The following is a 24926-nucleotide window of genomic DNA, read 5'->3' on the forward strand; positions in this document are numbered from 1 at the left end:
AAACCCTGACATGGTGACGCGGCGCGAGAGGGCGCCGTGAGGATCTGTTGCCCGGCCCAGCAGGCAGGTACTGCCGTCGCGTCAGAATCGCTCGGCGGATGTCCATCCCTGCCGGTGGAGTCGTTCGAAGCCGTCCAGCAGGAGATCCAGGGCGAACTCGAACTCGAACTGGTCGTCACAGCCCTGGCCCACGACCGATTCGCCGTCGTGCGGCCGAGCCAGCACGATCTCGACGATGTGCGGGTACCGGGCGGCCATCTCGCCCAGCAGGTCCGCGAGCGCCTGGGGGTCGGCGTCGGCCGGAGCCGGGCTCGGCGAGGCCGGGAACAGCTCCTGGGTGAACCCCCATACGCGGCTGCCCAGGGCGTGCATCGCGTGGTGGGTGAGGTCGGCGGACAGACCGCCGGCCCGGAACATGCCGATGATCGAGTTCAGGTAGTCGAGTACGCCGGGGGTCGGGCTGGTTCGGGACTCGATGACGCGCGAAGCCCAGGGGTGGCGCAGTAGCGCTCGTCGTGCCGAGAGGATGCGGCGGCGGATCGCGCTCTTCCAGTTCGCGTCGCCGGCCGGGGGCTCGATCTCGCCGACGATGACATCCACCATGCCGTCGAGGAGTTGCTCCTTGTTGGCCACGTGCTTGTAGAGCGCCATCGGCACGACGTCCAGTTCGTGCGCCAGGCTGCGCATGCTCAACGCCTCGTTGCCGGCGCGGTCGGCGAGCGCGACGGCGGCACGCAGCACGCGGTCCCGGTTGAGGGGCGTCCGGCGCGCTGGTTCTGCCTGCTGGGCCATCTTCTGACCGCCTTCCGTTCGACCGGTCGTCGCCGATCCCTTCTTGACGGGTGTACGCGGTACACCATACTGTGACGACCGCAGGTGTACGCCGTACACCTGCGGCGCACCACATCACCCAAGGAGTCCCGGTGGCCTCACCGAGAAAGCTCGCGACAGCGGCGGGCGTGTGCTACCTCGTCACCCACGTCACCTCGATAGGCGGGCTCATCCTGTACAGCCCGGTGCTGCACGACGCCGACTACATCGTCGGCCGGGGCGCGGACACCCGGGTGCTCCTGGGCGCCCTCTTCGAGGTGGTCCTCGCCATCGCGATCGTCGGCAGCGCGTTCGCACTGTTCCCCGTCACTCGGCGGCACAGCGAAGGCCTGGCCGTCGGTTACGTCGGCCTTCGCACGCTGGAGGCCGCCGTCATCGCCGTCGGCATCGTCAGCCTTCTCTCAGTCGTGACGCTGCGTCAGCATCCGCCGCAAGGGGCGGATCCAGCCTCCCTCCTCACCACGGGCCGAGCGCTGGTCGCGGTCCACGACTGGACGTTCCTGCTCGGGCCCGACTTCATCTGCGGAGCCAACACGACGGTGGTGGCGTACCTGATGTACCGCTCGCAGCTCGTGCCGCGCTTCATCGCCGTGCTGGGGCTGGTCGGCGGCCCGCTGATCTTCGCTTCCGCGATCGCCGAGCTGTTCGGTCTCTACCAGCAGGTCTCCGGGGTGGGGGCGCTCACCGCGATACCGGTGTTCGTCTGGGAGCTGACCTTGGCCATCTGGCTCATCGTCAAGGGATTCAAACCGACTACCGGCGCGACCGATGCCACCGCCGCCGGCCATGACCGGCCACCTATCCGCGCAGGCTCCAAGCGCCCAGCTGGAGCATGAAGCACCCCGGGCCGCAGGACGGGTGCGATGCCGCCTTGGTACTGCCCCCGGCGCCGCGAAACGCGCGGCGCCGGGGGCAAACTCTTACCCCTTGTCTGCCTCCCCCTCCCCCTCCCCCTCCCCCTCCCCGGGGTTGCTGGGCGCTGGGGCATACCCCAGCGCCCAGCAACCCACCCCACCCGCGCCGGGCACCTGCACCCTCCCGCTGGCCCGCGCCGGGGGCGCGGGCCAGCGGGATCCTCGCGTGATGCTCCCGCACCACGCCCGTGGGGCCACCCACCACGTCTTTCCCGGGGCCCCGCGCCGCGAGCTCGCGGCGCGGGGCCCATGCCTGCTTCTCGCGGGTCCCTTTTGGTCTGCTCGGCGCCGTGAATGCCCGGCGCCGAGCACCATCCGCAGGCCGTCCAGCGCGCCCGCCGCTCACCCACTCACCTGCGCGCCTCGCGCGCGCCCCGCCACCCTCCTCCGCCACTGCGGGCCCCGCCCGCACGCGCGCCTTACCCATGCCGTCTCCCGACGGCAACCCCGGCTCACCCGGGAGGCTTACCCCGTACCGGGGTTGGACCGCATCGGGTGGTGATCGGTGACCCCCTGTCGGAACGGTTCGTTGGTTGCTGCGGCGGAGGTGTGTGCCCGCGGTGGCCGGGCAGCAGCCACCTCCGTCGCTCCGGCCGAGCCACCGCCGGCCGTTTCTCACCGCGCTACCGATCCGAAGAGGTCCCGTCATGTCCGATACGTCTGCCACACCGCCGCTTCCGAGCGGTGCGCCCATGAGTCTGCTGGAGCAGATGCAGGAACTGCTCGCCACGGTGACCGCGGACCTCGCCGCGTTGCAGTCCTCCGGCTACCCCGTCGGCACCGACACCTCCGAAGCTCCAGCCGCACCCGGTACTCGATGACCCGGCGGCGCCTGCGCCTCCTCCTTCGGCCCGCCCTCACCCGGCGGGCCGAGCCGGACCACGAGTAAGGGTGACCCCCGGTCGGCCCGCTCCGCCCGGGCCCCGCCGAGTGCCGTGACCTCCCCGGCCCCGGAGCGGCACGCGGCCTCCCGCAGCCGCCCGGCCAGGTCCTTGCAGTCCGACACCGCGTCCACGCCGTCGATGCACGTCCAGTAGAGGCTCTCGGTGTCGGCCCCGCAGGCCAGCACCACCAGCGTCTCCCCGACGTCCCGCAGCAGGCCGTCGAGCGCGCCCAACGCCGGCCCCAGGTCGCCGAGTTCGGTGAGCCTGCCGACCCTTCCGCCGCTCACCAGGGCGGCCCGCACGACGGACCGGTCCAGGCAGACCGCCGCGTGCGCGCCCGCCTCGGAGAGCTGCTGGCCCAGGCCCGTCAGCTCGTCGTCGTCCAGGTCCGCCAGCCGGGCACCGACCGCCTCCGTCAGCAGCGCGGCCTGCCGCGCCTCCGCCAGGACGTCGGGTACGTGTCTCGCCTCGGCCAACGCGTGCCGGGCCGTCTTGATCAGTCGCAGCGCCTCCATGGCCACCGCTCCTCTCGCTCGCCGTCTCCGTCGACCACCGTCACCACCGGTCGGCGGTTCAGGTGGTCACGGCGAAAGCGTGCGGAAAACGGCGAGGCCCCGCATCCACCCTCGGAAATCCTGTGGATAACCCGGGGGTGTGGATAACTTCCGTCCCTCACAAGGGTTGATCGCCCGCGTCCGGATTGACGTTCGGGTTGACGGAAGCGGCCCCCGGCACCGGGAAGCGGTGCTCGTTGCGCTCGATCTTGGCCGCGAGGGCCGCCAGCGGGTCCACCCCGACCGCCGTGCAGAACTGCACCAGGTACGCAAGCACGTCCGCCACCTCGTCGCGCACCCGGTGGGCCCGGTCCGGGTCGGACATGACCTCGGCCGCCTGCTCGGGCGTGAGCCACTGGAAGATCTCCAGCAGCTCGCCCGCCTCCACGCTCAGCGCCGCCGCCAGGTTCTTCGGCGTGTGGAACGGCTCCCACCGCCGCGCCGCCGCGAAGTCCACCAGCCGCTGCCGCAGCTCCTCCAGGGTCGGCGCACCGCCGGAGGCCGCGGGCCCCGTCACTCGTTCGCTCATTCCCCCAGGTCTACCCCATCCGCCCCCGCCACCCGCTGCCCCGGTACCCGGGCCGAGGAGACGGGGCTCTCCGGCCGCAGCACCGTCAGCCCCGACGCAGGGTCGCGCCGGCACTCCACCAGCACCACCTCCTCCCCGGCGCGCGCCTCCGACGCGGCCTCCCGCGCCGCCTGCGGCTCCTGCAAGGCCGCCACCACCCGCAGCTGGTTGCGCCCCGCCATGTCCCGCGCCAGCCGCAGCAGCGAGCCGGTCTGCTCGGCGGAGAGCCCGGCCCCGAGGTCGTCGGCGAGCACGGTGAGCTGCCGGTGCGCCCACGGCACCTCGACGGCCACGTCGAGGTCGAGCACCCCGGCCCCGGTGAGCAGCACCGCCGCGAACGCGAGGTGGCGCAGCATCCCGTCCGACGCCTGGTCGGCCCGGGTGCGCCCGCGCAGCCCCTCGTCGAAGACGGTGAGCACCCGCCGCCCGGCCGCCGTGTCGCGGCGGTCGAGGTCGAGCCCGAGCAGCGAGTACGGCGCGGCGGCCTGCGCGACCCGCAGCAACTTCCCGTACCGGCGCGGGCATTCGTTGCTGAGCCGGTCGATGACGGCGGAGATGTTGGCGGCGTTGCTGCGCAGCCTGGCGTTGGGGTCGGCGCGCGCCCAGCCGCGCATGAGGGCGGGCACGGGGTGGAGGGGGAAGACCTCGCGCAGCGCGGTGAGGAGGTCCTCGGCGGCGGCGAGGACCTTGCGTTCGCCGCGCGAGGAGCCGGCGACCCGCAGCGGCAGCTGTGCGGTGATCATGCTGCTGCTGGGCAGGGGCGCCCGGATGTCGCCCTGGCGGCTGTCGTTGTGCCAGCAGACGTTGACGCGCCGCCGCCGCAGGTCCTGTTCGCCGGTGTCGACGAGGGTCTTCCCGTCGAGGGTGAGCGTCTCGCGGACGACGCGGACCGGTTCGTCGGGGCGGATGACGAGGTCGAGCCCGATCACCCCGTGCGGCGAGCGGACGGTGCAGCCGAGGCCGATCGCCACGCCGCCGTGCGGGAGGCATCCGTCGAGGCCCCCGCGGACGGGCGTGGCGAGCGGGCCGGGGCGGTCGGGCAGCCCGTCGAAGGAGTCGGCGATCTCCTCGCCGAGGGCGAGCCGGGAGAGGACGGCCAGCGCGTCGAGGGCGTTGGACTTGCCGACCCCGGCGGGCCCGTGCAGCACGGTCAGGGGTGCGAGCGGCAGGGACGCGCGCCGGTAGGACTTGAAGGAGGCGAGCCGCAGCCGCTCCAGGGTCGGGCGCGGTACGGACGGCGCCGGGGCGGCGGGAGGCCCGCCGGACTGCGGGACGGACGGTCGGGGGTGGGCCGGCGCGGCGGGCCGACTGGCGTCGCGGTTCACCCGTCGGACGTTAGCCCCGGCCCGCCACCGGCCCGTCGGCCGAAACGTTCCGGCGCAAACAAAACGCGCCCGGATTCATCCCAACGTGGCCGCCGCCACCCCGACGGCACCCGCACCGTTGACGCTCAGCGCCGGTACTCCGCGACCGTCACCGAGGCCGTCACCTCGACGGGGTCCGCGAGCCCCGCCAGCGCGTCCTCGAGCCGCCGCGCGTCGGTGTGCCAGGCGCTCGGCCCCATCCCGACGACGGTGCGCACGTCCGCCGCCCCGAGCCGCAGGGTGAACTCCACCTCCCGCCGCCCGGCCGGCGTCAGATACGGCCCGAGCTTGTCGTCGATCCGCCGCTGCTTGTCCTCGTCGACGGACAACAGCCCCAGCGCGCCGACGAGTTCGCGCAGATGCCGCCCGGTCGGGGCGACCAGCAGCAGGGTGCCGCCGGGCCGCAGGACGCGCCGGATCTCGGGCCCGTTGCGCGGGGCGAAGACGTTCAGCATCAGGTCGGCGCAGCCGTCGAGCAGCGGCAGCGGGCGCCAGGCGTCGCAGACGACCGCGCCGATCCGGGGGTGGGCCCTGGCGGCGCGGCGCAGCGCGAACTTGGAGATGTCGAGGGCGGCCCCGGCCCTGCCGGGCAGGGCGTCGAGGACCTGCGCCAGGTAGTACCCCGTCCCGGCCCCGAGGTCGGCGACGAGCCCGTCCCCGGCCCCCTCTCCAGCAACGGCAACGGCGGCGGCCGCCGCCGAGGCCAGCGCCTCCGCGATGGGCCGGTAGTGCCCGGCGGCGAGGAAGTCGGCCCGGGCGGCCACCATCTCGGCGGTGTCACCGGTACCGGTGTGGGCGTCACCGGCGAGGAGGCTGACGTATCCCTGCTTGGCGAGGTCGAAGCTGTGCCCGGCGGCGCAGCGCAGGGTGCGCTCGTGCGGGGCGAGGGCCTGTGCGCAGTGGGGGCAGGTCAGGTAGCGCTCGATGTCCTGCAGCAACGTTCCGTCTTCCCTCGCCGTTCGACCCGACTCCGACTCCGACCGTACGGGCCGGGCCCTGGTCAGCCAGCCTAGACGCCCGACGAAGCCGAACCCGACGAAGCCGAACCCGGCGAGGCCAGGCCCGGCGAGGCCAGGCCCGACGAGCCCGGCCCCGACTCCGCGACCCGCATCGCCAGCCCCGCCAGCGCCTCGGGCGCGCCCTCCTGCCCCCGGATCCCGGGGAAGGCGTTGACGTCCACGATGACCGGCTCCCCGGCCCCGTCCAACAGGTCGACCCCGTACACGTCGAGCCCGAACACCTCGCCCGCCCGAAGCGCGAGCTCAGCCCGCTCGGCCGGCGCCTCCCAGGGCCCGGCGGCAGGCGGGCCCGCGGCCCAGAGCTCGGAGCGCCGCCGGGCCGCGAACACCCGCCCGTCGACGACCCACAGCTTCTGGTCCCACCCCGTCCCCGGCAGGAACGGTTGGACGACGACGGGCTCCTCGGCCCACCGCCCGAGGAGGTTCCGCAGCCCCGCCGCGCCGTCCACCCGCGCGACCAGGTCCTCCCGCCGACTGTGCCGGCTCTTGACCACGAACGGGTAAGCGGGAGAGGCGAGTCCACCCAGCCGCCCGGTGAAGAGCGTCGAGGCGAACGGCAGCCCGCCCTCCTCCGCGCGCCGCGCCATCAGCACCCGGTCCTGGCAGAGTTCCGTCGCCGCCGCCGAGTTGACCACGGGAACGCCCCGCGCCTCCAACTCCCGTGCCAGCGCCAGGAACTGCGGCCCGTGGGCCTTGAGCAGGCACACGTCCACCGCCTCCCCCGCCTCCCGGACCCACACGACCTCGCACCCCCGCCGCCCCAGCAGCTCCACGGTCGCCGCGAGCACCGGATGCCCGGGGTCGACGGCGATCAGCCCGACCCTCACAGTGCCGCCCCCAGCCGCCCGTACGCCCCGAGCCCGGGCACCAGCGAACCGGGCTCCCCGACGCCCGGCTCCAGAGCTCCCGCCTCCACGACGCCCGCCTTGACGACCCCCGCCTCCACCACACCCGGCACCGACACCGCCGTCCCGCTGCGCGCGAGCCGCAGCACCGCCCGCGCCACCCGCGCGACCGCGTCCGGCACCTGCCGGAAGCTCGGGAAGTCGTTGACGTCCACCACGACCGGCCCGTCCGGCCCGAGCAGCACGTCGACCCCGTACAGGTCCAGCCCGAACACCTCCCCCACCTGCGCCGCGATCCGCGCGACCTCCGCCGGCAGCGGCACCTGCCGCTCGCGCACGCCCTGCCCGGGGTGCAGCGGGGAGGAACGTTCCGTCGCGAAGAGTTCGCCGTCGACGCAGTACACCTTCAGGTCCGTCCCCGAGTTCGGGACGTACGGCTGCGCGATCAGCAGCCCCTCCCCGGCGAGCGCCGGCCCGAGCGCGAGCAGCTCCTCGGGGTGCGCGACGAGGTGGACGGCCCGCCCGGAGCTGCCGTCGGCGGGCTTGACCACCAGCGGGTACTCGGCGGCGGGTATCTCGGCGAGCCGCTCCCAGCGCGCCGCCGCGTACGTGACGGGCACGGGCAGCCCGCGCGTGCGGGCGATGACGGCGGCGAGCGCCTTGTCCCGTACGCCCCGGATGGAGCGCACGTCGTTGACGGTGGTCAGGCCGACGGCGGCGGCCGCCTCCAGGAGGGTCAGCCCGGGGCCGCCGGAGACGGTCTTGAGCACCCACGCGTCGTGGCTGCCGGCCCGGACGGCCTCGGAGATCGCCATCAGCGAGTCGCCGGGGCGCAGCACGTCCACCCGGTGCCCCCACACGGTCAGCTGCCGCGCCACGTCCAGCGGCATGCCGTCGCTCCGGTAGTGCTCCTCCACCAGAAAGCAGAGCCTCATGGGCCTGACTTCCCCCCTCTCCCTCGGCCTCGGCCTCGACGCCCTCCGCCCCGCCTTCCCCGGCGGCGCTACGGGAGTCCCAGCGTGAAAAGCCCCAGTATGAAAAGCCTCAGCATGCCACGCGCTCTCCCCGCAAGATCGCCGCGATCTCGTAAGCGTTCGGCAACAATAGGCGTACCAAGAACTCCCCAAGGAACGCCAAAGATCCCCGGTCAGACCGGTCGTGCCAAAGAGGTGGCGGTCCTTCCATGCGGCTGGTTGGATACGGTCCGTGACTAATTCCGATCATGAACACGACGTCGACCGCGCCCTGTTGGACGAGATCGAGCGCTACTACGACGCCGTGCCGCGCGGCGGCGCCCGCACCGAGGACTTCGGCCCGCTGACCCTGTTCGTCCGCGAGGGCACCGGCTGGCCGTTCTACGCCCGCCCCGCCCTCGGCCACGACGGCCCGGCCGTCACCGTCGACGACGTCCGCCGAGTGCTGGAGCGCCAGCGCGAGTTGGGCGTCCCGGAGGCCTTCGAGTGGGTGGCCGAGCACGACCCGGAGCTGCGCGCGGCGGTGGAGGCGGCGGGGCTGACGGTGCACGAGCACCCGCTGCTGGTGCTGGGCCCGCAGGACGAGCCGGCCCCGGCGCCCGCCCTACCCGAGGGCGTCGAGGTGCGTGTCCTGGCCTTCGACGCACCGGAGTTGGCGACCGCCGTCGCCGTCCCACACCTGGCCTTCGGCGAGCCCGGCACGGCCATCGGCACCGCAGGCTCGGCCCAAGTGGCCGCGACCGCCGAGAAGTTGACGGCCGAGGGCTGGGTGGAGCGCACCTCCGGGCGGATCGCCTCGGGCGCCTCCGCCCTGGCCGCCGCGATCGAGCGCACGGACGGCGGCGCCGTCGTCGTGCTCTGCGCCGGCCAGCACAACCCGGTGGGCGCGGTCACCGAGGTGGCCGGCGTCGGCACCCTCCCGGCGGCGCGCCGACGGGGCCTGGGCCTGGCGGTCACGGCCGCCCTGGTCGCGGACGCCCGGGCGAACGGCGTGCGGACGCTCTTCCTCTCCGCCGCGGACGAGGACGTCGCCCGGATCTACCGCCGCATCGGCTTCCGCCCGTTCGCGACGGCCCTCATCGCGGAGCCCGCTCCCCAGAACTAGTGCTGCCCGACGCGGCACTGGGCCCTGTCCCGGCAAGATCGCCCGGACAGGGCCCAAGACGCGAGGGTGAGGACGACACGGTCATTCGTCGTCCTCGTCCTCGTCCTCCGCCCCGCTGACCCCCTCCCCCTCGGCCTCGTCGACCACCCAGGCCGCGAGCCTCTCCGCGACCCCCGACACCCCGAGCCGCCCCTCCCGGATCGCCCGGGACAGGCTGCGCACCTCGCGGGCGGTGGTGGCCACGGTGCAGCCGCTGGCGACGAGGTAGGCGTACGCGACGGCGGTGGCGAACAGTTCGTTGGTCTTCTCCAGCGCCGGCACCCGGATCAACTGGTGCATCAACGCGGCGGCGCGGTCGTGCGGTTCGGGGTAGACGGCGATGTCGAAGATCTCCGCCTGGTGCCGGGTGACGGCCGCGAGCAGCGAGCCGTAGTCGGTGACCTGCGGGTCACCGGGCGTGTACTGCTCCGCGGTCATGAGCAGCCACGAGAGGTCGATCTCCAGCTTCAACGGCGCACGTCCTGCAGGTCTCCCGGCTCCGCGAACTCGGCGAGGAACGCCGTCTCGTACTCCTTCATGAACTGGGCGGCGGCGTCGACGAAGGCGCGTCCGGACTCGCCCATGTCCTGCTGGACCAGGCGCTCGATGTACTGGTTCATGCTGATCCCCTGCTGCTCCGCCCGCTCCCGGGCCATCTCAGCGGTCGTGGCGTCGACCCTCACGTTCAGCTGCTTCTTACCCATACCCTTCAAGCTAGCGCCGATGTGCTAGCACAACAAGGGCGCGCGCACACCGCCCGCACACCTCCCGCACGCCCCTGGGCTACCTGCCCGTCATCGGGGCCCCCGAACCGGCCCCCGACACGCGAAGGGGCCGGGTCCGCGGCGAACCGCCGCGGACCCGGCCCCGGAGCACAACGGGAGGATCAGAACTGGGTGCTGACCGTCACCCCGCTGAAGTCGGTCTTCGCGTAGAGGCTCACGTAGCGGTACCCGGCGGTCGGGTTGCTGACGGTGATGCTCTGCGTGGTCCCGGCGTTGGTCGAGGAGGCGGTGAAGGAGCTCGGCGAGGCCCAGGTGGAGTCGCTGTAGTACAGGTAGGCGGTGCCGGTGCCCCCGGTGGTGGTGATCTTCAGGGTGCTGGTGCCGGCCGGCAGGTAGACGTACAGGTAGTCCACGTTGCCGGCGGTGGCGGACAGGCCCGGCCGGGAGCAGTTCTTGCCGAGCGCGTCGGTGCGCTGGTCGGTGCAGGTCGGCGGGGCGGTGGTGCCGCCGCCGGTGGCGACGGTGACGGTCGCCGGGGTGCTGGCGGTGCGGCCGGTGTCGTCGGTGACGGTCAGGGCGACGGTGTAGGAGCCCTTGTCCGCGTAGGTGTGGCTGGGGTTGCGCTCCTCGGAGGAGGCGCCGTCGCCGAAGGTCCAGTGCCAGGAGACGATCCGGCCGGAGCCGGTCTGCACGGACTTGTCGGTCAGGGAGACGGTCGCGCCGCTGACGGACTGGCCGATCAGCGAGGTCGGGCCGGCCGCGTAGCAGGCCCCGCCGGCGCACTGGTCGAGCCAGGCGTCGAAGTCGGCGTCGTAGGAGGTGCCGAGGCCGTTGTAGACCGCGTAGCCGCCCTGGTAGTCACCGGCGCGGAAGTGGCCGAGCATGGTCTGGACGTCCGCCGGGTGCTTCTCGAACATGTACCGCACGGCCAGGTAGCCCCACGGGTAGGTGCGCACGGTGTCCGAGTTGCCGTACGTGTTCTGGAAGACGGTGCTCAGCTTGTACGTGTGCTTCGCGGCCTCCTCCATCGCCTGGGTGTCGGTGGTGCCGCGGTAGGCGTAGGACTCGTACTCGGCGACGCCCTCGATCCACCAGATGTCCGGGACGGAGATCTCGGTGGAGAAGTTGCCCTTCATGTCGTAGATGTTGTCCAGGTAGTGCGTGTACTCGTGGTTGAGGTTCCACACGTTGGCGGTGAAGCCGTCGTTCCACGCCTTCTGGTACATCACGCAGACGGCCCGGTTGTTCGGGTCCGTCGGGTCCATGACGGTCTGTCCGCCGTTGTCGGTGGAGTTGTTGAAGATCGCCCAGGAGTACGTCAGGTAGTCGGCCCGGTTGGCGAAGACCCCGAGGGTGAGGTTCTTGTCGTACTGGCCGGGGATCGGACCGTTGTCCTTCACCATGTTGTGGAAGAAGGTGTCCTCACCGCGCAGGCTGGTGCAGACGGCGGCGAGGTCGGCGGGCGAGAGCGCCTCGGTCAGGATGGTGCGGTTGTCGCAGACCAGCTGGTTGGGCAGCACGGCCGCGGTCAGCTTCGCCGGCAGGTTGCAGATGTCGTAGTACGAACAGAGGCCGCCGTCGTAGTAGTTGGCGTTGAACGCGGTGTGGACGTACAGCGGGCCGGTGACGCCGGTGATCTGCGCGCCGTCGAGGACGGCCTTGACCTGCCCCTTGACGGCCGCCTCGACCTTCGGCCCGTCGCCGGCCATCCGGCCGAGGTCGTTGCCCGCGTTGACGTCCAGGTACTCGTTGGCCGTGCCGAGCAGGTCCGTGTGGCCCAGCGCGAAGGAGCCCAGCGCGGTGGCCACGCTCGGGTCCGCGGCGACGGCGGCCTGGAAGTCGGGGTTCCAGTTGCCGCGCCACAGCGGCGCGGACAACATCGAGTTGACCGCCTTGAGCATCTTCGGGAAGGCGTTGTACGAGTTGTCGTAGCTGTTCAGGATCTGCTTGTAGACGTCCAGGTAGCCGCCCTGCACGTTGGCGCTGTCCGTCAGGACGAGCACCTCGGTGAGCACCGTGCCGTTGGCGTCGCTGACGTCCTTGCGGTGGGGGTTCGCGAAGAACGCGTCCAGCGCGGCGCGCGAGGCGGTGGTGAGCGCGCCGTCGTACGGGCCCACGGCGTCCGCGTTGTGGGACTGCACGAACCAGCCGGCCCGCAGGAAGAGCACCAGCTGCAGGATGCCGGTGGAGTTGTCGCCGGTGTAGCCGGGCGCCTGGGCCTGGAGGGCCTTGGTGACGGTGAGCATCTTGTCTTCCTTGAAGATGCTTCCCGCGTCGGTGCCGGTGACGTTGAACAGGGTGTTGACGCAGTCCGTGCTCGCCCCGTTGAGGAACGAGACCAGGTCCGCCCCGCTGCGGCTGCCGAAGTCGGCGGGCGTACAGCTCGCGGCGGCGGCAGCCGTACGGGCGGAGGCCACCGGCTTGGCAGCGGGCTTGGCGACGGGCGAGGCCGAGGAGGGCCGGGCGGCGATCTGGACGGTCGTACCGGCCGGCTGGCCCATCACGACCTGCCCGAGCAGCGCCGGCGGCAGCGGGGCCGCGACCGGCGCGAGCTCCTCCGAGGAGGGGGAGGCCGTGAGGAAGGCCCCCAGCGGCTCGGGCACGACGGAGGCCGGATCGGCCTTCGCCGGGGCGCCCGCTGACGGCTTCTCGGACGGGACGGGGGCTGCGGAGGCCACCGCCGGCAGCAGGGTCGCGGCGGCGCAGCAGCCGGCGACGAAGCCGGCCAGCAGGGTGGGGAGGGGTATCCGATGGCGCACTGGTGGGGGCCCTTCTCCTGTGGGGGAGGCGCGGGGAGGACGTGCCGTGGGGGCATGGGGGGAACGGTCATGATCCTGCCAGCGGGCATCCGTCAGAACAATGTCACAGGTCATATGACATCAGGGGAGCCAGCCATAACACGGCCGCCCGCCGGAGCCCCTACGACCGGTACGTCCGCGCGGCCCACGCCTGGAAGGTCGGCGCCGCCGCGATGAGGTCCCGGTACGCCGCGGCCGCCGCCCCGAACAGCGTCTCCACGACCTCCCCGCCCACCCCGGCCGGCCGCCACACCAGCAGCTGCCGCATCCAGATCGGCGTCCCCACCAGAGGCTTGACGACCACCTCCGCCAGCGGCCGGGTGGTCGCCTGCACGACGGAGACGCCGAGCCCGGCGGCGATCATCTCCTGCAGCTCCAGCCGCCCGCCGAGGTACTCGTGCACCGTCGCCGGCGCGAACCCGGCCGCCGCGCACGCCCCGTGGAACACCCGGTGCCAGCCGACCCCGTCGTCCGGGGTCAGGAACCACTCCTCCCCCGCGAGGTCCACCAGCGCCACCTCCGTGTTGTGGCGCAGCCGGTGACCGGCCGGCAGCGCGACGAAGGCCGGCTCGGTGACGATCCCCCGGTGCGCGACGGCCGCGGAGTGCCGCAGCTCCCGCCCCGGGTAGTCCACCGCCACGGCCGCGTCGGCCTCGCCGCGCTCCAGCAGGTCGACGATGTCCGAGGAGCGGTAGACGGAGGACAGGGTGAAGCGCTGCCCGGGCCGCTGGTGCCGGGCCCGGGTGACCAGGCCCGGCAGGATCGGCGAGTTGGTGGCCGCCAGCCGCAGTTCGCGCGGGGCCGGGTCGGTGTCGCCCTGCGTCCGGCGGCCCAGGCCGTCGGCCCGGGTGAGCAGTTCCCGGGCGGCGGCCACCACCTCCGCCCCGAAGCCCGTCGGCGCCACCCCGGCGGCCGTCCGCTCGAACAGCGGCGCCCCCAGGTGGCGCTCGATCCGGCGCAGCTGGGTGCTGGTCGCCGGCTGCGAGGCGCCGAGCAGGGCGGCGGCCCGGCCGACGCTCCCGGTGTCGGCGATGGCACACAGCACCCGAAGGTGCCGCAGCTCCAGCTCCATGACGCTCCCCCTCCCGCTCCCACGACGACGCGCGACGACGGTCACGCGGCCTCTGCCGGGGACGGGCGGTGCAACGGCACACATGACATGTCAGCGGCTCACCTTCGCCCCGGCGAATTGCCTCGTCAAGCCCCTGACACGGCCCGATCGGCCCTTTGACCGTCATCTTTTACCCGGGCTTTGCACTCTGCCGGGCATCCCGGCCCGAACATCCCCGGCCTGGACAACCCCGGCCCGGACGTCCCCGGGCCGTCCCCGGACCGTCCCCCGGGGCCGATCGCCTCCCCGCCGCGCCCCGCCCGGGAGGCGGGAGACTTGAAGAGTCCTTCACCATCCGGGACTCTGAACACTCCTGAACACCCCTGAATACCCCTGAACACTCCTGAGCGTTCCCCGAGCGGCACCGACCGGTGCGGAGGCCGGCAGATGACAGCCATGTTCGACCAGGAGCTGCGCGAGCAGCTCGCCCAGGCCCGGCAGGACCTCGCCGCGGCCCGGGCCGAAGGGGACGCCGACGGCGTCCAGGCGTACGAGGGCCGGGTCGCCACGCTCCTGCGGCTCGCCGCGCAGCACGGCATCGACCTGCCGCACCGCGCCGAGGAAGAGGAACACAACGACTAGCGGGACATACGGCGGAGGCGGTCACCCCCGGGGGTGACCGCCTCCTTCCGTCTTCACCGGGTCACTGCCCGGCTGGCTCCAGGATCGCCACGCACTCGAAGTGGTGCGTCATCGGGAACAGGTCGAAGGCCCGCAGCGACACCGGCCGGTACCCGCCCTCGCGGAAGAACGCCAGGTCCCGCGCCAGCGCCGCCGGGTCGCAGGCCACGTACGCGATGCGCCGCGCCTCCAGGCCCGCCAGGTGCGCGACGGTCTCCCGCCCGGCGCCCGCGCGCGGCGGGTCCAGCACGATCAGGTCGGTGGCGGTGATGCCGGTGCGCGGCAGCAGCGTCTCGACCCTGTCGCACTCGATCCGCACGTTCTCCAGCACGGCCAGGTTGTGCCGGGCGTCGGCCACCGCCTGCTTGGAGGACTCGATGCCGAGCACCGCGCCGTCCTCACCGACCCGGTCGGCCAGCGCGCCCGCGAACAGACCGACGCCGCAGTACAGGTCGAGCGCGTTCTCGCCCCACTGCGGGTCCAGTCCGTCCAGGACGGCGTCGACCAGGGTGTCCGGCGCCTCGGGGTGGATCTGCCAGAAGCCGCCGTTGCTGATCCGCCAGGTCCGCCCCACGGCGCGCTCGCGCACGAAGGAGCGCCCGTGCACCTTGTGCACGCCCCCGTGGTCGTCCACGCGGGCGATCGAGACGGGCTTGTCCAGCTCGACGATCGGCAGCTGAGCGCCGTCACGCGGGGTCAGCACCACCTGGCGGTCCGAGGACCCGGTCGCGGCGATCACCTCGACCGTGGCGACGCCCGGCCAGTCACGGGCCTCGACGCCCAGCTCGGTGACGCCCTCGGCGGCGATCAGGCAGCGGTCGATCGGCTGCAGCTCGTGCGAACGGTGCTTGCGCAGCCCGACCTTGTCGCTCTGCGCGTCCACCGCGTACTGCACCCGGGTGCGCCAGGCCGGCACCTGCCCGGCGGGCAGCTTGTCGCCGACCGGCTCGACGCTGCCGTCCCAGCCGGCCTCCTCCGGGGTGAGCCCGGCCAGATTGGCCAGCTGCTCCGTCAGCACCGACGCCTTGAGCTTGCGCTGGCCACCCGGGGTGACGTGCTGCCAGTCGCAGCCGCCGCACTTGCCGGGGCCCGAGAACGGGCACGGCGCCTCGATGCGCTCCTTGGCCGGCTCCAGGACCTCCACCGCGTCCGCGCGCAGGAAGCGCGAGGTGGTGGTGCCCTCGGTCACCAGCGCGACGACCCGCTCGCCGGGCAGCGCGTGCCGCACGAACAGCACCCGCCCCTCGTGCCGGGCCACGCAGTGCCCGCCGCCGTGCGCGACCGGGCCGACCTCGACCTCGTAGCGCTCACCGGCCAGCGGCTCCCCGGACGGCGCCTGCGGCCGCTGCGCCCGTACGGGGGCGGCGCCCGCCCGCAGTGCCTTCGGCGGCCGGACCGCCTGCTTGCGCGGCGCCTTGCCCCCGGCGCCGCCCGACGCGGCGGAAGCCTTCGCGCCCTTCGCCGGCTGCGCGCTGCCCTTGGCCGGCTTCTCGCCCTTCGCCGGCTGCGCTCCGCCCTTGGCCGGCTTGTCCGCCTTCGCGGCCCTGGCCGGCTTCTCGGCCCTGCGCTCCTCCGGCTCCCCCGGCACGACCGGCGCGGTGCGCGCCGTCAGCCCGTCGCGGTCGGTGGCCTCCGGGCGGGCCGGACGGCCCCAGCGCGGACGAGCCACCTGCCCGGGCTGGGAGCCGCCCCGGCGGGCGCCGCCCTTGCCCTTGCCGGAGGAGGAGCCCGAGGAACGGGACGGAGTGTTGCGGGTCACTGGTCGGAGTCCTTGCTGCGGTCGGTGGGCGCGCCGCCGGTCGAACCGGTGCGCACGGAATCCTTCGACTGTACGGCCTTCGGCGCCCGCGGCTCGCCACGGCGGACGGCGCCCGGCGCCGACCAGGCCCTCTGCGGCTTGCGGCGCTCCGAGGACTCCAGCTGCCACGGCACCGAGGTGACCATCACCCCGGGCTTGAACAGCAGCCGCCCCTTGAGCCGCAGCGCGCTCTGGTTGTGCAGCAGGTGCTCGTACCAGCGGCCCACCACGTACTCGGGGATGTACACCGACACCACCTCGCGCGGGCTGCTGCGACGCAGGTTCTTCACGTAGTCCAGCACCGGCCCGGTGATCTCCCGGTACGGCGAGTCCAGCACCTTCAGCGGCACCTCGATGCCCCGCTCGTGCCACTCCCGCCGCAGCGCCGCCGTGTCGTCCGGGTCGACGTTGACGGTGATCGCCTCCAGCGTGTGCGGCCGGGCGAGCCGCGCGTACGCGATGGCCCGCAGCGCCGGCTTGTGCAGCTTGGAGACCAGCACGATCGCGTGCACCCGGGTGGGCATCACCGTGTCGTCGGCCTCCTCCACGGCCAGGAGCTCCTCGGAGACCCGGTCGTAGTGGCGGCGGATGCCCTTCATCATCACGAACAGCACGGCCATCGCCGCGATCGCGATCCAGGCGTGGCTGATCTTGGTGACGAGCACGACGATCAGCACGGCCATGGTCATCACCAGGCCGAAGGTGTTGATCGCCCGGCTGCGCTGCATGTGGCGGCGCTTGGCCGGCTCGGTCTCGGTGCGCAGCAGCCTGGTCCAGTGCCGGATCATCCCGGACTGGCTCATGTTGAAGGAGACGAAGACGCCGACGATGTACAGCTGGATCAGCCGGTTCGGGTCCGCGTCGAAGGCCAGGACCAGCACGATCGCGGCGATCGCCAGCAGGATGATGCCGTTGGAGAAGGCCAGCCGGTCGCCGCGGGTGTGCAGCTGCCGGGGCAGGTAGCGGTCCTGGGCGAGGATCGAGCCGAGCACCGGGAAGCCGTTGAAGGCGGTGTTGGCGGCCAGCACCAGGATCAGGCCGGTGACGGCGGCGACGAAGTAGAAGCCCGGCGTGAAGTCGGAGAACACGGCCTCGCTGATCTGCGCCAGCGCCGTCTTCTGGTGGTAGCCCGACCCGGAGCCCACGAGCTGCTCGGCCGGGTTCTCGGCCATCTGCACGTGGGTGAGGCGGGCCAGCCAGATGATGCCCATGAACATCACCACGGCGATCGAGGCCATCATCAGCAGGGTGGTGGCCGCGTTCTTGCTCTTCGGCTTGCGGAACGCCGGCACGCCGTTGGAGATCGCCTCCACACCGGTCAGCGCGGCGCAGCCGGAGGAGAAGGACTTCAGCAGCAGGAACACCATCGCGAACCCGGCCAGCGAGCCGTTGCCCGGGGTCGCCTCGAGCGTGAACCCGGAGCTCTCGGCGGGCATGTCCTGCCCGAGCACGGTGCTGCGGAAGAACCCGTAGCCGACCATCCCGACCACGCCGATCATGAAGGCGTAGGTGGGGACGGCGAACGCGGAGCCGGACTCGCGCACACCGCGCAGGTTCATCCCCATCAGCACCACGATCACGACCACCGACAGCACCGCCTCGTGCCCGCGCAGGGCCGGGACGGCGGAGACCACGTTGGCCACCCCCGAGGCGGTGGACACGGCTACGGTCAGCACGTAGTCGACCATCAGCGCGCTCGCCACCACCAGGCCCGCGTTGGGGCCGTGGTTGACGGTGGCGACCTCGTAGTCGCCGCCGCCGCTGGGATAGGCGTGGACGTTCTGCCGGTAGGAGGCGACCACGGCGAGCATCACGATCGCCACGACGACGCCGATCTGCCAGGAGAAGTGGATCGCCGAGGCCCCCGCGACGGAGAGCGTGAGCAGGATCTCCTCGGGGGCGTACGCGACCGAGGAGAGCGCGTCCGAGGCGAAGACGGGCAGCGCGATCCGCTTGGGCAGGAGCGTTTCGCCCAGCTTGTCGCTGCGCAGCGCACGCCCGATCAGGATGCGTTTCGGTAGGTCAGTCGGCATAGGCACGTTAAGGAATCGTAGGGGTTCCCTCCGCGAGCTTGCGCCGGAGTTACCCCCCTTCATCGCGACTGTGTTGTACGGACCGGCTAGCGTGTCGGATACGAGTCGGCGGGCAACACTGACGTTGTCGACCCTCGTCGACGCCGTTCGGAGCCTCCCCGAGTCGGCCCCCCACACAGCACTCGCCCCGCACAGAGCCGGGCGGGAAACGGAGATGATCGGTGTTTGCGCAGGTCAAGACCCCTACGGAACGCGTGAGGTAGGCGCCGGTGCACATCGTCATCATGGGCTGCGGCCGCGTGGGCTCGGCCCTGGCCAGAGCGCTGGAGAAACAGGGTCACTCGGTGGCCGTGGTCGACCAGGACCCGACGGCGTTCCGCCGTCTGGGCGCCGGGTTCAACGGGCGCCGGGTGACCGGTGTCGGCTTCGACCAGGACACCCTGCGCGAGGCGGGCATCGAGGAGGCCGGCGCCTTCGCCGCCGTCTCCAGCGGTGACAACTCCAACATCATCGCCGCGCGGGTGGCCCGGGAGACCTTCGGCGTGGAGAACGTCGCGGCCCGGATCTACGACCCCCGCCGCGCCGAGGTCTACCAGCGCCTGGGCATCCCGACCGTCGCCACCGTCCGCTGGACGGCGGACCAGATGCTGCGCCGGCTGCTGCCCAGCGGCGCCGAGCCGCTGTGGCAGGACCCGAGCGGCGGCGTGCAGCTCGCCGAGGTCGCGTACGACCCGGCCTGGGTGGGCCGGCGCCTCGGCCAGCTGGAGGAGGCGTCCGGCGCCCGGGTGGCGTTCGTCACCCGGCTCGGCGAGGGTGTGCTGCCCTCGCCGCAGATGGTGGTGCAGGAGGGCGACCTGGTGCACGTGATGCTGCGCCGGGGCGACCTGACGGCCGTGGAGGCCGCGTTCGCGCAGGGGCCGAAGGAGGAGGGTCACTGATGCGGGTCGCCATTGCCGGGGCCGGTGCCGTCGGCCGCTCGATCGCGGGCGAGCTGCTGGAGAACGGCCACGAGGTCCTCCTGATCGACAAGAACCCCAACTCCATCTCGGTGGAGCGGGTCCCCATGGCCGAGTGGCTGCTCGCCGACGCCTGCGAGATCACCTCGCTGGACGAGGCCGCCCTGCAGCGCTGCCACGTCGTCATCGCCGCGACCGGCGACGACAAGGTCAACCTGGTCGTCTCGCTGCTCGCCAAGACCGAGTACGCGGTGCCGCGGGTCGTCGCCCGGGTGAACAACCCGAAGAACGAGTGGCTCTTCAACGAGTCCTGGGGCGTGGACGTGGCCGTGTCCACCCCGCGCCTGATGTCCGCGCTGGTCGAGGAGGCCGTCAGCGTCGGCGACCTGGTGCGCCTGATGCGCTTCAGCCAGGGCAACGCCAACCTGGTCGAGCTGACCCTGGCCGCCGACACCGAGCTGGTCGGCACCCGCGTCGGCGACGTCGCCTGGCCGCAGGACACCGCGCTGGTGACCATCATCCGCGAGGGCCGGGTGCTCGTGCCGGGCAAGGACGACACCCTGGAGGGCGGCGACGAGCTGCTCTTCGTCGCCGCGCAGGAGCGCGAGGAGGAGCTCGAGCAGCTGCTCTCGTCCTCCCCCGGCGCCCAGTAGGACCGCACGGCACGCAGCAGGGCCCGCACCCCGTCGAAAGGGTGCGGGCCCTGCGTCTTGTGCCCGTACGTGCGGGCCGGCTACTTGGCCGGCTCCTCCTCGTCCTCCTCCAGCTGCGCCTTGATCGGCGGCGGCGCCTTCAGCAGGATCTGCCAGGTCACGTACATCGCCAGCAGCATCGGCGGGATGCCGAGGGCGACCTTCAGCCAGCCGAGCAGGTTGACGTTGTGGGTGAAGTACAGCGGGAAGAGGATCACGGGCTTGAGGCCCATGATCACCACCCAGGCCCAAGTCGCCTTGGTGTAGGCGCGGAAGCGGCCCGGGTTCTCCTTGCGCCAGGTGAACATCTCGCCGGTGATCGGCCCGAGCATCAGGCCGATCATCGGCCAGCGCACCAGCGCGGAGAGCGCGAAGCCCGCGCAGTAGGCGACGTTCCACAGCAGGCCCGGCAGGTAGAAGTCCTCGGCCTTGCCGCTCTTCATCGCGATCCAGGCGCCCAGGGCGACGCCGAAGACGCCGCTGAAGGCGTGCTGGATGGTCTCCCGCCGCGCCAGCCGGGCCACCACGAACAGGCCGCTCAGGCCGAGTGCGGCCCAGGCGGCGCTGCTGACCTGGTGGGTCAGGTTGTACGTGACGATGAAGACCAGGCCGGGCAGCGTCATGTCGATCATGCCGCGCACGCCGCCGAAAGCCTTCAGGACGGTGTCGGCGGCCTCCTTGGAGGCGGCGGCCCTGCGGGCGGCCTCCTCCTCGGGGGTCAGCGGCGCCGGGGCCTCCGGGGAGGGGACCGCGGTCCCCTGGAGGGCGGCCGTGTCGGGGCCGAGCCGGGTGGCGGCGTCACCGCCGGGCTGGTTGCTCACGCTCATTCGCTCCCGTGTCCGACCGGACGCAACTCGTATCGGGGGTTGAACAGCACGCGGCGCCCGCGTGCGTGGCTGATGCGGCCGCTGGCGACGAGCCGGCGGCCGGGTTCTATGCCCGCGATCGAGCGGCGACCGAGCCAGACCACGTCCAACGCCTCGGTGCCGTCGAAGAGTTCGGCCTCCAGCGCCGGCACCCCGGCCCGCGGCCGGAGCGTCACCGTGCGCAGCGTGCCCGCGACGGTGACCAGGTCGCGGTCACCGCAGGCGGCGATCGGACGGCTGCCCGACTCCGCGGCGCTCTCCTGGCGCAGCTCCTCGGCCTGCAGCTCCTCGGTCGAGGAGGTCAGCCGACTGAGCATGCGGCGCAGGCGGCCCTGGGGCTGGTCGCCGTTCTTGTCACCACTCATGCCGGAAGGGTACCGGTTTCCGGCCCCCCGACGGCAGGCGTCGGCCGCCGGGGGGTCACTCTCCGGGACGCTCCCGAACCGGCTCGGGCTCAGCTCTCGAAGCGGTAGCCCATGCCCGGCTCGGTGATGAAGTGACGCGGGTGCGAGGGGTCGCGCTCCAGCTTGCGGCGCAGCTGGGCCAGGTAGACCCGCAGGTAGTTGGTCTCGGTGCGGTAGGCGGGCCCCCACACCTCCTGGAGCAGCTGGGTCTGGCTGACCAGCCGGCCGGCGTTGCGGACCAGCACCTCCAGCAGGTGCCACTCGGTCGGGGTGAGGCGGACGTCGGTGCCGTCCCGGTTGACCTTCTTCGCGGCGAGGTCGACGGTGAAGCTCTCGGTGACGACGAGCGAGTCGTCCTCCCCCGCGACGGGCTCCGCGCGCCGGACGGCCGCGCGCATCCGGGCGAGCAGCTCGTCCATCCCGAAGGGCTTGGTGACGTAGTCGTCGGCGCCCGCGTCCAGGGCCTCGACCTTCTCGTCGGAGGCGTGCCGGGCCGACAGCACGATGATCGGCACCCGCGTCCAGCCGCGCAGGCCGCGGATCACCTCGACGCCGTCCATGTCGGGCAGCCCCAGGTCCAGGACGACGACGTCCGGATGGCGGGCGGCGGCCAGCTCCAGGGCGCCGGCGCCGTCATGGGCCGCGTCGACCTCGTACTTACGGGCCTTGAGGTTGATCACCAGCGCGCGGACGATCTGCGGTTCGTCGTCCACGACGAGGACCCGGGTCATTTACGGGCTCCGCCTTTCAGTGCGGTCTGAGCTGTCTGACTCGATGACGGTGGAACTAACTGACGGTACGACTTTCGCCATCCCGGGCTCCGACGGCTCGACCAGCTCGACCGACTCGTCCGACTGGTCCGGCTCGACGACTTCGTCCGGCTCGACCGGCTGACCCGACTCGACCGGCTGGTCCGACTCGACCGGCTCGGGCGCGTCCGGGGGCCACTCGACGGCGGGCAGGCTGACGACCATGGTGAGGCCGCCGCCCGGGGTGTCCTCGGCGGTAACGGTGCCGTCCATCGCCTCGACGAACCCGCGCGCCACCGCGAGCCCCAGGCCCACCCCGGCGCCGCGCGGGGCGTCCCCGTAGCGCTGGAACGGCGCGAAGATCCGCTCCTTGGCGTCCTCGGGCACCCCCGGGCCCCGGTCGACGATCCGCAGCTCCACCCGGCCGGGCCCGCCGGGCCGCCGCAGCGCCTCGGCCTTGACCAGCACCTTCACGCCCTCCGGGCTGTACTTGACGGCGTTCTCGACCAGGTTGGCCAGCGAGCGCTCCAGCAGCCCGCCGTCCGCCCGGATCATCGGCAGGGTCTCCGGCACCTCCAGCCGCACGGACTCCGGCGCGACGCCGCCGAGCGCGTACGGGACCACCTCGTCGAGGTCGGTCTCCTGGATCAGCGGGGTGACGGTGCCGGTGTGCAGCCGGCTCATGTCGAGCAGGTTGTTGATCAGGTGGTCCAGCCGGTCGGCGCCCGCCTCGATCCCGGCGAGGAGCTCCGCCTCGTCCTCCGGGTCCCAGTCGACGTCCGCCGACCGCAGCGAGCTCACCGAAGCCTTGATGCCCGCCAACGGGGTGCGCAGGTCGTGCGAGACGGCGGCCAGCAACGCGGTGCGGATGCGGTTGCCCTCCGCCTCCCGCCTGGCCGCGGCGGCCTCCCCGGTCAGCCGACGGCGCTCCAGCACCACGGCGGCCTGGGCGGCGAAGGCGCCGAGCAGCCGCCGGTCCCCGCCGGGCAGCACCCGGCCGCGCAGCACCAGGGCCAGGCTCTCACCGACCGGCACGTCCACGTCCGCGTCGTCCGGCCGCTCCGGCGGGCGCGGCCCGGCGACCGCCACCGGCACCCAGGGGCCCATCGGCTCGGGGCGCTCCAGCAGCGCGGCGCTCTCCTGCCCGAAGGTCTCCCGCACCTGCTCCATCAGCGCCGTCAGCACTCCGTCCCCGTTCGGGGCGCCGCGCAGCACCGTCCCGGCCAGCGCGCTGAGTGTGCGCGCCTCGGTCTGGGCGCGGGCCGCCTGATGGGTGCGCCGGGCGGCGAGGTCCACCACCGAGGCGACGGAGATGCCGACCACCGTGAAGATCGCCACCGCCATGATGTTCTGCGGCTCGTTGATGGTGAAGGTGTGCAGCGGCGGCGTGAAGTAGTAGTTCAGCACCGAGGAGCCGACCAGGGCCGAGGCGATGGAGGGCAGCAGGCCCCCGACCAGCGCGGCCAGCACCGTCAGCGACAGGAACAGCAGCATGTCGGTCGACAGGCCCAGCCCGCCGATCGCCGTCAGCACCACCGCCAGCAGCGGCGGCCCGGCCAGCCCGACCAGCCAGCCCGCCACCGTCCGGCGCCGCCCCAGGTCGGTCACCCGCCGCACGGGCACCTTGTTGCGCCTGCCGTGCCCGGCGTGCTCGTGGGTGACCATGTGGACGTCGATGTCCCCGGCCTCCCGGGTCACCGTGGTGCCCACGCCCGGCCCGTACAGGTACTGCCAGCCGGGCCGGCGGCTGGTGCCCAGCACGATCTGGGTCGCGTTCACACCCCGCGCGAAGTCCAGCAGCCCGCCGGCCGGGTCGTCGCCCAGGACGTTGTGGAAGGAGCCCCCGAGGTTCTCCACCAGCGCGCGCTGCTCGATCAGCGTCTGCGGCGAGCCCGAGCCCGCCAGACCGTCCGAGCGGGAGATGTGGACGGCGAGCAGTTCACCACCGGAGACCCGCGCCGCGATGCGGGCCGCGCGGCGGATCAGCGTCGCCCCCTCCGGGCCGCCGGTCAGGCCGACGACGATCCGCTCCCGGGCCTGCCAGACGCCCTCGATGCCCTGCTCGGCCCGGTACTTCTGCAGGTACTCGTCCACCCGGTCCGCGGTCCACAGCAGCGCCAGCTCGCGCAGAGCCGTCAGGTTGCCGGGCCGGAAGTAGTTAGCGAGCGCGGCGTCGACCTTCTCCGGCGCGTACACGTTGCCGTGCGCCAGCCGGCGCCGCAGCGCCTGCGGGGACATGTCCACCAGCTCGATCTGGTCCGCCCGCCGCACCACCTCGTCCGGGACGGTCTCGCGCTGCCGCACGCCCGTGATGCCCTCGACCGCGTCCCCCAGCGACTCCAGGTGCTGGACGTTCACGGTGGAGACCACGTCGATCCCGGCCGCTAGCAGCTCCTCGACGTCCTGCCAGCGCTTGGCGTTGCGGCACCCCGGCACATTGGTGTGCGCCAGCTCGTCCACCAGCGCCACCTCGGGGCGCCGGGCGAGCACGGCGTCCAGGTCCATCTCGGAGAACCTGGCCCCCCGGTGGACGACCTGCTGCCGCAGCACGATCTCCAGCCCGGCCACCATGTCCGCGGTCCGCCGCCGGCCGTGGTCCTCCACGAACGCCACCACGACGTCCGTCCCACGCTCCTGGCGCCGGTGCGCCTCGGCGAGCATGGCGTACGTCTTGCCGACCCCGGGGGCCGCCCCGAGATAGATCCGCAGCCTGCCTCGTCCCATGAGCACCATTCTTGATCCGGCCCAGCCCGGGAGCCACCCCCGGACACCTGTTCCCCTCCCCTTCGACACTACGGTCGAGCGAGGAGGATTTCCGCTGATCCGTGCTCTGAGCAGGCTCTTTTAGCGGCTTTTTGACGGTGTCACAGCGGCCCCGGGCCCTGAACCCCCCATCCGGCGGGGTGGACGGGCCTCCGAAAGTCCGGGGATATCCGGGATATCCCGGGCTTTCCGGAAACGCAAAGAACCCCCATCCGGATCCCGGATGGGGGTTCTTCACAATGATTGTTCGGCGGCGTCCTACTCTCCCACAGGGTCCCCCCTGCAGTACCATCGGCGCTATGAGGCTTAGCTT

At 72.8% G+C, this 24926-nt stretch carries 22 protein-coding genes; 5 read left to right on the forward strand and 17 right to left on the reverse strand.

Features of this window, described 5'->3' with window-relative positions; translation table 11 throughout:
- Positions 1-81: 81 nt before the first annotated feature.
- Entirely contained in the window at positions 82-792 is a 711-nt protein-coding gene (locus tag ACIBCA_RS32370; RefSeq protein WP_396286630.1) for a TetR/AcrR family transcriptional regulator, read from the reverse strand.
- Positions 793-923: 131 nt separating this feature from the next.
- Between ACIBCA_RS32370 and ACIBCA_RS32375 the strand changes: the two genes are divergently transcribed.
- Positions 924-1667: a DUF4386 domain-containing protein gene (locus ACIBCA_RS32375; protein ID WP_396286631.1), complete on the forward strand. Its 744-nt coding sequence runs from the start codon at positions 924-926 to the stop codon at positions 1665-1667.
- Between the two features lie 844 nt (positions 1668-2511).
- Here the strand turns inward: ACIBCA_RS32375 and ACIBCA_RS32380 are convergent.
- From ACIBCA_RS32380 to ACIBCA_RS32405, 6 genes are all read right to left on the reverse strand, one after another.
- On the reverse strand, positions 2512-3144 hold the full coding sequence (locus ACIBCA_RS32380; RefSeq protein WP_396286632.1) for a DUF6099 family protein: 633 nt from the start codon (positions 3142-3144) through the stop codon (positions 2512-2514).
- A gap of 157 nt (positions 3145-3301) precedes the next feature.
- Positions 3302-3712 carry a nucleotide pyrophosphohydrolase gene (locus ACIBCA_RS32385; RefSeq protein ID WP_396286633.1) on the reverse strand — a complete coding sequence of 137 codons (411 nt, stop codon included), beginning with the start codon at positions 3710-3712 and terminating at the stop codon, positions 3302-3304.
- Complete coding sequence (locus tag ACIBCA_RS32390; protein WP_396286634.1) at positions 3709-5076, reverse strand: AAA family ATPase; 1368 nt, start codon at positions 5074-5076, stop codon at positions 3709-3711. The genes ACIBCA_RS32385 and ACIBCA_RS32390 overlap by 4 nt, the downstream gene beginning before the upstream one ends.
- Positions 5077-5201: 125 nt before the next feature.
- Positions 5202-6053 (reverse strand): putative RNA methyltransferase, encoded by an 852-nt coding sequence (locus tag ACIBCA_RS32395; protein WP_396286635.1) that lies wholly within the window; start codon positions 6051-6053, stop codon positions 5202-5204.
- Positions 6054-6124: 71 nt separating this feature from the next.
- Positions 6125-6961 (reverse strand): RimK family alpha-L-glutamate ligase, encoded by an 837-nt coding sequence (locus tag ACIBCA_RS32400; protein ID WP_396286636.1) that lies wholly within the window; start codon positions 6959-6961, stop codon positions 6125-6127.
- Positions 6958-7914 carry a RimK family alpha-L-glutamate ligase gene (locus tag ACIBCA_RS32405; protein ID WP_396286637.1) on the reverse strand — a complete coding sequence of 319 codons (957 nt, stop codon included), beginning with the start codon at positions 7912-7914 and terminating at the stop codon, positions 6958-6960. Before ACIBCA_RS32405 ends, ACIBCA_RS32400 begins: the two co-directional genes overlap by 4 nt.
- Before the next feature lie 271 nt (positions 7915-8185).
- On the opposite strand from ACIBCA_RS32405, the gene ACIBCA_RS32410 reads away from it, so the two are divergent.
- A complete protein-coding gene (locus tag ACIBCA_RS32410) occupies positions 8186-9058 on the forward strand; it encodes a GNAT family N-acetyltransferase (RefSeq protein WP_396286638.1) in 873 nt (290 codons plus the stop codon).
- Positions 9059-9139: 81 nt separating this feature from the next.
- On the opposite strand, the gene ACIBCA_RS32415 is transcribed toward ACIBCA_RS32410, so the two are convergent.
- The 4 genes from ACIBCA_RS32415 to ACIBCA_RS32430 all read right to left on the reverse strand — a co-directional run bounded on the left by ACIBCA_RS32415 (position 9140) and on the right by ACIBCA_RS32430 (position 13692).
- Entirely contained in the window at positions 9140-9535 is a 396-nt protein-coding gene (locus ACIBCA_RS32415; RefSeq protein ID WP_396286652.1) for a fic family toxin-antitoxin system, toxin component, read from the reverse strand.
- A 29-nt stretch (positions 9536-9564) separates the two neighbouring features.
- Positions 9565-9801, reverse strand: coding sequence for a toxin-antitoxin system HicB family antitoxin (locus ACIBCA_RS32420; protein ID WP_396286639.1), 237 nt, complete (start codon positions 9799-9801; stop codon positions 9565-9567).
- Between the two features lie 182 nt (positions 9802-9983).
- Positions 9984-12581: a collagenase gene (locus ACIBCA_RS32425; protein ID WP_396286640.1), complete on the reverse strand. Its 2598-nt coding sequence runs from the start codon at positions 12579-12581 to the stop codon at positions 9984-9986.
- Positions 12582-12741: 160 nt separating this feature from the next.
- Complete coding sequence (locus ACIBCA_RS32430; RefSeq protein WP_396286641.1) at positions 12742-13692, reverse strand: LysR family transcriptional regulator; 951 nt, start codon at positions 13690-13692, stop codon at positions 12742-12744.
- A 426-nt stretch (positions 13693-14118) separates the two neighbouring features.
- Here ACIBCA_RS32430 and ACIBCA_RS32435 point away from each other — a divergent pair, with 426 nt between their 5' ends.
- Positions 14119-14313: a hypothetical protein gene (locus ACIBCA_RS32435; protein ID WP_396286642.1), complete on the forward strand. Its 195-nt coding sequence runs from the start codon at positions 14119-14121 to the stop codon at positions 14311-14313.
- A gap of 61 nt (positions 14314-14374) precedes the next feature.
- On the opposite strand, the gene ACIBCA_RS32440 is transcribed toward ACIBCA_RS32435, so the two are convergent.
- Both ACIBCA_RS32440 and ACIBCA_RS32445 read right to left on the reverse strand, forming a co-directional pair.
- Positions 14375-15670: a class I SAM-dependent RNA methyltransferase gene (locus tag ACIBCA_RS32440; protein WP_396286653.1), complete on the reverse strand. Its 1296-nt coding sequence runs from the start codon at positions 15668-15670 to the stop codon at positions 14375-14377.
- A gap of 437 nt (positions 15671-16107) precedes the next feature.
- Complete coding sequence (locus ACIBCA_RS32445) at positions 16108-18183, reverse strand: APC family permease (RefSeq protein ID WP_396286654.1); 2076 nt, start codon at positions 18181-18183, stop codon at positions 16108-16110.
- 269 nt (positions 18184-18452) lie between these two features.
- Here ACIBCA_RS32445 and ACIBCA_RS32450 point away from each other — a divergent pair, with 269 nt between their 5' ends.
- Both ACIBCA_RS32450 and ACIBCA_RS32455 read left to right on the forward strand, forming a co-directional pair.
- Positions 18453-19121: a potassium channel family protein gene (locus ACIBCA_RS32450; protein WP_396286643.1), complete on the forward strand. Its 669-nt coding sequence runs from the start codon at positions 18453-18455 to the stop codon at positions 19119-19121.
- Positions 19121-19792, forward strand: coding sequence for a potassium channel family protein (locus tag ACIBCA_RS32455; protein ID WP_396286644.1), 672 nt, complete (start codon positions 19121-19123; stop codon positions 19790-19792). The genes ACIBCA_RS32450 and ACIBCA_RS32455 overlap by 1 nt, the downstream gene beginning before the upstream one ends.
- 80 nt (positions 19793-19872) lie before the next feature.
- On the opposite strand, the gene ACIBCA_RS32460 is transcribed toward ACIBCA_RS32455, so the two are convergent.
- The 4 genes from ACIBCA_RS32460 to ACIBCA_RS32475 form a co-directional block, all read right to left on the reverse strand.
- On the reverse strand, positions 19873-20652 hold the full coding sequence (locus ACIBCA_RS32460) for a DUF3159 domain-containing protein (protein ID WP_396286645.1): 780 nt from the start codon (positions 20650-20652) through the stop codon (positions 19873-19875).
- A gap of 2 nt (positions 20653-20654) precedes the next feature.
- The gene (locus ACIBCA_RS32465; RefSeq protein ID WP_396286646.1) at positions 20655-21062 is read right to left on the reverse strand and encodes an OB-fold nucleic acid binding domain-containing protein; all 408 of its coding nucleotides are present in this window, start codon (positions 21060-21062) and stop codon (positions 20655-20657) included.
- A gap of 89 nt (positions 21063-21151) precedes the next feature.
- On the reverse strand, positions 21152-21832 hold the full coding sequence (locus ACIBCA_RS32470) for a response regulator (RefSeq protein WP_045703856.1): 681 nt from the start codon (positions 21830-21832) through the stop codon (positions 21152-21154).
- Positions 21833-24574, reverse strand: a complete 2742-nt coding sequence (locus ACIBCA_RS32475; RefSeq protein ID WP_396286647.1) for an ATP-binding protein — start codon at positions 24572-24574, stop codon at positions 21833-21835.
- Positions 24575-24926: the final 352 nt, after the last annotated feature.

The organism is Kitasatospora sp. NPDC051170 (assembly GCF_044455705.1).
In the GTDB taxonomy this organism is placed as follows: Bacteria; Actinomycetota; Actinomycetes; order Streptomycetales; family Streptomycetaceae; genus Kitasatospora.